Origin of the sequence: Clostridium luticellarii, assembly GCF_002995845.1 — a bacterium.
GTDB lineage: Bacteria > Bacillota > Clostridia > Clostridiales > Clostridiaceae > Clostridium_B > Clostridium_B luticellarii.
Genome location: NZ_PVXP01000118.1, coordinates 1 through 5,264, shown reverse-complemented (window position 1 = coordinate 5,264; position 5,264 = coordinate 1). Strand labels below are relative to the sequence as shown.

Genomic DNA, 5,264 nt, shown 5'->3' with positions numbered 1-5,264 from the left:
CATATAAAATTAAGATATGGTTAAAAAAAGTTATAATTAAATAAGAATTTTCAATAACATTCACATTTTTACTTTTGGGATTAAAAAATTTGCATCCTTTATTTCTACTTCATTAAAATTATTTTTCATACTCAAAATAAAATTTACAATATCTTCTGCAGCATCTGGATTGGCATAAATTCTCTGGGAGCTTTTAATTTCATTCAGTTTTTGCAAATTATTTGCAATCAAATCACTTATTACGATTTCTATTCTTCTTGTATCTTTACATATAATTCCAAGATTATACTTTTCAACAAATTTTGGATTTCCCTCTTCTTGCCCCGGTAAAGCATCGGTTATTATTAAAGGTACATTACATGCTACAGCTTCCATAATGACATTAGGACTTCCTCGTGTAAATGCAATATCAGAACACCACATCAAATCCTGTATATTCTTGGTAAAACCATATATTTCAACTTTATTACCATATTTTTCAATCAATGATTTTTCCAATCTTTTTTTCAATTCTGCGTTTCGGCCTGTTACAATTTTAACTGTACAGTTAAAATTATCGAGCAGAATCTCGGCTATTTTTTTCATGTTTCCAACACCTTCACCGCCGCTCATTATCATACAATTCAGAGGTTTATTCATATTATAATCTTCACGTTGGCATGTATGATTATAAAATCTCCAACGAACTGGAAAACCTAAAACCTTTATTTTTTCTGCAGGAACACCAAATTCCATACATTTATATTTTGCTTCTTGTGTAGGACTTATAATATAATCAGCTCTTGGATCCGCCCACAGAGGTGATATGCTCACCAAATCCGCAATAAGTGTAATAAATGGTATTTTGATATTATATTTTTTTAATATATTCATAAGAGAGCCATTGAAATTTGGATGTATTGACAAAATCAAATCTGGATTTACTTTTTTTAATAAGTCTAAAAATCTATCTTTTACTTTTAATTCGATAATTTCATTAATGAGATATGGTTTAACAGATGATATATCCCATATAAGTTCCCATAGGCTCTCTGATTTTCTAGTTATGGGTCCATATGCCTTTGCTATATTCAACAAGGTGGTGCCACCAAGTGAAAACCCATCCACAATATGAATTTTCACATTTTTATTGTTTGAAAACTTTTCACATAGGGACTCGGCTATACTTTTGTGTCCGTGTCCAGTAAAATTAGATGAAATGATAAGTACACTATTAATCATAATTAATTCCTTTCATTAGTTAAGTTAAAATATGGATACTACCGATAATATCATCATAGGATTATTTCCACCACTTTTTTCCTCTATAGCAAAAGATATGAATGTTCAAATTTCTTCATTGGGAATTATTTCAGCGGTTAATATTTTAGTTACATCTTTTTCATCAATCCTATGGGGCTATCTCACAGGTAAATTCAATAGAAAGCTTCTTGTTATTATGGGCACTATTATATGGTCATTCTCAGTATTCTTAATATCACGTTGTAGTAATTATCTCCAGCTCTTTATTCTTCAAATTTTTACCGGCATAGGGTTAGGATGTATAGCCTCAATTGGCTTTAGCATTTTAACTGACTATATTCCAAATAAGTACAGAGGAATGTTATTAAGCCTTTGGGGTATGGCTCAGGGATTTGGTGGAATATCAGGAGCACTAATGGCATCATTGGTAGCCTCTTTTACAAGCTGGAGAAAACCGTTTGAAATTGTAAGTATAATAGGTTTCTTATTAATTATACTATATTTTTTTATAAAAGAACCCGCTGTAGGCGAGTCAGAACCCGAACTACAAAAGCTTATTAAAGAAGGAATAGCAATGTTTATAGTCCCAATGAATGGACTTAAACTACCGCAAAATAACGATCCATTAATGATACTTATGACCTTATTGAAAGGGATTGTAACAAATCCATGGATATGCATGATATTTACTTTATCTTTTTTTGCAAGTGCACTGCAATCTGCAAACACACCAAATTGGCTTGCTTTAATAATCGATATCTAAACTTATAGTTGTTTTCGTACCTTTTCCCTCTTCACTTTTAACATCCACAGTTCCATTGTATGTATCCACAATTTGCTTAGCAATGGATAGTCCAAGCCCACTTCCCCCAATATCTTTAGATCTGGATTTATCTACACAATAAAATCTATCAAATATTTTAGGAATTTCACTTTGTGGAATTCCTATACCGGTATCACTTACTACTATATTAATGTATTTCCCAAATTTAATAGAACTTATATCTATTTTTCCATTCTCTGCTGTAAACTTTACACTGTTATCCACAATTATCCTGACCAATTGCTTTATAAGTTTATAATCTGCAACAACCTGTATATTTTCATTGTTGGTATTTGATATTATATGATTTTTATCTATTAATCTAGTCTCTTCAATAACTTCATCTATCAATTTGTTGAGATGAAATCTATTTTTCTCTATCTTTTGCGACTTATTATCACCACGGGCTAAAAAAAGCAATTTTTCTACTAGTTTGCCCATATTATGTGACTCGGATTTAATGGCTTCAATAGACTTTTCAAGGGCCTCCCTGTCATCTTTTCCCCATCTATCTAAAAGGCTGGCATATCCCTGAATTATGGCTATGGGTGTCCTAAGCTCATGAGATGCATCTGACACAAATTGAACCTGCCTATTAAAAGATCCCTGTAGTCTGTCGATCATGTCATTTAGTGTACCTGCAAGCCTTTTAAGCTCATCATTGGGACCTTGTATATCTATTCTCTCTTTTAAATTGTTAATGCTTATCTCCTCTGCAGTTTTTGTGATACTGTCAATCGGATTCAGCATTTTTTTACTTATAACATATCCTAGTAGAATTGATAAAATTATTCCGAATAAATCTGCCGCAGCCATAAAGAAAAACAATATCTTCAAGAAATCATATTCATTGTCCATATCCTTAATTATTTGTATATATACAGTTCCATAATTTTTATTTAATATTTTTGTATTTAAATACGTAAGATGTTTTTCATGTTCTTCTATATGTTTTGTTTTGCCATAGGGCTCAGAAATTTTCAAATGATAATTAAATTTATTTGATTCGCTTATTATTTTTCCGTTTTTATCCATTATTTTTATAAACATATTTTCATTAGGCATTACGTCGGAAAATAACTCATTATTGGAATTTTCATTTAATTTTAACTTATTGAGTAGTATTGCATTTACATCTTCTACACGTTTACCTGCCTGTGTATATAAATAATGCTTTAATCCATTTAATATATATGCATTAGACACTACAAGCATTACAGAGAACATGAAAGCAAATATTCCGGTCAATTTGACAGATATCTTTGCATCTTTTATTATATTTAAATTCATGACTTATCTCCCTTTATTACATATCCAACTCCTCTTACAGTAGTGATTAATTTATTCTCAAATCCATCATCAACTTTACTTCTAAGGTATCTTATAAATACACTAACCACATTGGTATCATTAAAATAATCATAACCCCAGACTTTTTCAATCAGTTGATCTCTTGTTAAAACTACATTTTTATTGGCTAGAAGAAGCTCTAAAAGATCATATTCTTTTTTAGTAAGTTCAATAAGTTTACCATCTCTTGTAACTTCATGTGTTTTGGTATCCATTACTAGATTATCTACTTTATATTTGTAATCATTTAAATTTTCATTATTATTTCTTCTTATAACACGTATTCTAGCTAGAAGCTCTTCTATGGCAAATGGTTTTGTAAGATAATCATCTGCTCCGATATCCAGCCCCATTACTTTATCTGTCACATCATCTTTAGCAGTTATCATTATAATTGGAATCTTGGAAAACTGCCTTACTCTTCTACAGACCTCCATTCCATTTAGCCCAGGCAGCATTATATCTAAAAGCACCAGATCATAGTTTTCATTCTGTATTTTTTCAAATCCATCTCTTCCATTATATTCAACGTCAGTAGTGTATCCTTCATGATTGAGCTCCATTTGAATAAATGTGGACATTTTCTTTTCATCTTCAATTATAAGTATTTTATAGTTTTCCAAAAAATCACCTCTAAAATAGTACTTTAACATTTTTCCTCAATATTGTATATTAAATTAAATAGATTAAAATCAAATTAAAAATTAATGTATTTAGACATATTATATTATAAACCATAATATAATAAATAAAAAAGACCTGGAGGTGTTATAATGAGCTATACTGTTAAAGACGGTCAACCACAAGGACATCCTTATTTTTTTACAAATAAGATACGTGAAGCTCTTATAGGTGAAATTATTGCTATAAACGGATACGCCCAACACATAGCAGACTCAAATATGGAAGACATCAATGCTGTTTGGAAAAGTATAATGCAGGATGAAAAAAATCACTATGGAATGTTACTTAATTTACTTCGTAAATATGATTCGGTACAATATCAAAAATACAATGTTCAAAGAAATCAGCCTCCCATCATCAAAACAACTATGCAATCATATAAGCCTAATTATGATAAACAAATTATTTTAAATAATGTCAGAGCAGATATAAAAGGTGAATTTGAAGCTGTTATTTTATATGAACAACACTTAGTGGAATTCTATCAACAAGACATCAAGCATATATTCTATTTAATAGCCAGTGATGAAAAAGAGCATGCCGAACATTTAACCAGAGTACTGCTAAAATATGATACAGATAAGTATGACTCTCTTGTTTAAACTTCTGTTGTTTTAATTAATAGCTTCTAGTTCGATTGTAAATTTTGACGGACTTTTCATTATTTCTTTAACTACATTTTTAAATACATCTCCAAAAATATCTTTTATATCTTGATCTGAACAAGAATACTTAATGTCAAAACTGAGCATATTATTGATAATAAAAGAATTAATTATTGTAATATACCCATAGTTCGTAAGCGGTAAATTACCAGGTGTGTGCAAAAACAAAGACCATTCATTTAGAGTGGTCTTATTTTTGCTATTTGTTCTTTTTGCAGGAAGACTGAACCCATGGATCCCAAGGCAGGTATTCTTCCAAGAATTCAGGATGTGCTTCAAATTGGACACCAGGAAGATTTTTAAACAGGAATTCAAGATAGCTGTATGGCTCCAATCCATTAGCTTTAGCCGTTTCAATCATGCTGTAGACTGATGCACTTGCTTCAGCACCTCGTGGACTTCCACTAAAGAGCCAATTTTTTCTTCCTAAAGTGAAAGGCCTTATACTGTTTTCAGACAGATTGTTTGAAATAGCACAGTTGCCATCTAGAAGATAATTC

At 30.6% G+C, this 5,264-nt stretch carries 5 protein-coding genes and 1 pseudogene; 2 read left to right on the top strand and 4 right to left on the bottom strand.

The features are described 5' to 3' along the window. Positions 1-60: 60 nt before the first annotated feature. Positions 61-1,221: an MGDG synthase family glycosyltransferase gene (locus CLLU_RS18025; RefSeq protein WP_106011139.1), complete on the bottom strand. Its 1,161-nt coding sequence runs from the start codon at positions 1,219-1,221 to the stop codon at positions 61-63. A gap of 31 nt (positions 1,222-1,252) precedes the next feature. Between CLLU_RS18025 and CLLU_RS18020 the strand changes: the two are divergent. Then, positions 1,253-2,002, top strand: a pseudogene (locus tag CLLU_RS18020) (MFS transporter); the annotation flags it as partial. On the opposite strand, the gene CLLU_RS18015 reads toward CLLU_RS18020, so the two are convergent. Beyond that, positions 1,988-3,355, bottom strand: a complete 1,368-nt coding sequence (locus tag CLLU_RS18015; RefSeq protein WP_106011138.1) for a sensor histidine kinase — start codon at positions 3,353-3,355, stop codon at positions 1,988-1,990. The pseudogene CLLU_RS18020 and the gene CLLU_RS18015 sit on opposite strands and share 15 nt — an antisense overlap. Continuing rightward, positions 3,352-4,038, bottom strand: a complete 687-nt coding sequence (locus CLLU_RS18010; protein WP_106011137.1) for a response regulator transcription factor — start codon at positions 4,036-4,038, stop codon at positions 3,352-3,354. The genes CLLU_RS18015 and CLLU_RS18010 overlap by 4 nt, the downstream gene beginning before the upstream one ends. 150 nt (positions 4,039-4,188) lie before the next feature. Between CLLU_RS18010 and CLLU_RS18005 the strand changes: the two genes are divergently transcribed. Then, a complete protein-coding gene (locus CLLU_RS18005) occupies positions 4,189-4,701 on the top strand; it encodes a rubrerythrin (protein ID WP_106011136.1) in 513 nt (170 codons plus the stop codon). A gap of 262 nt (positions 4,702-4,963) precedes the next feature. Here the strand turns inward: CLLU_RS18005 and CLLU_RS18000 are convergent. After that, positions 4,964-5,264, bottom strand: a 301-nt coding sequence (locus tag CLLU_RS18000) for an IS66 family transposase (RefSeq protein WP_146127624.1), incomplete at its 5' end; no start/stop codon positions are given.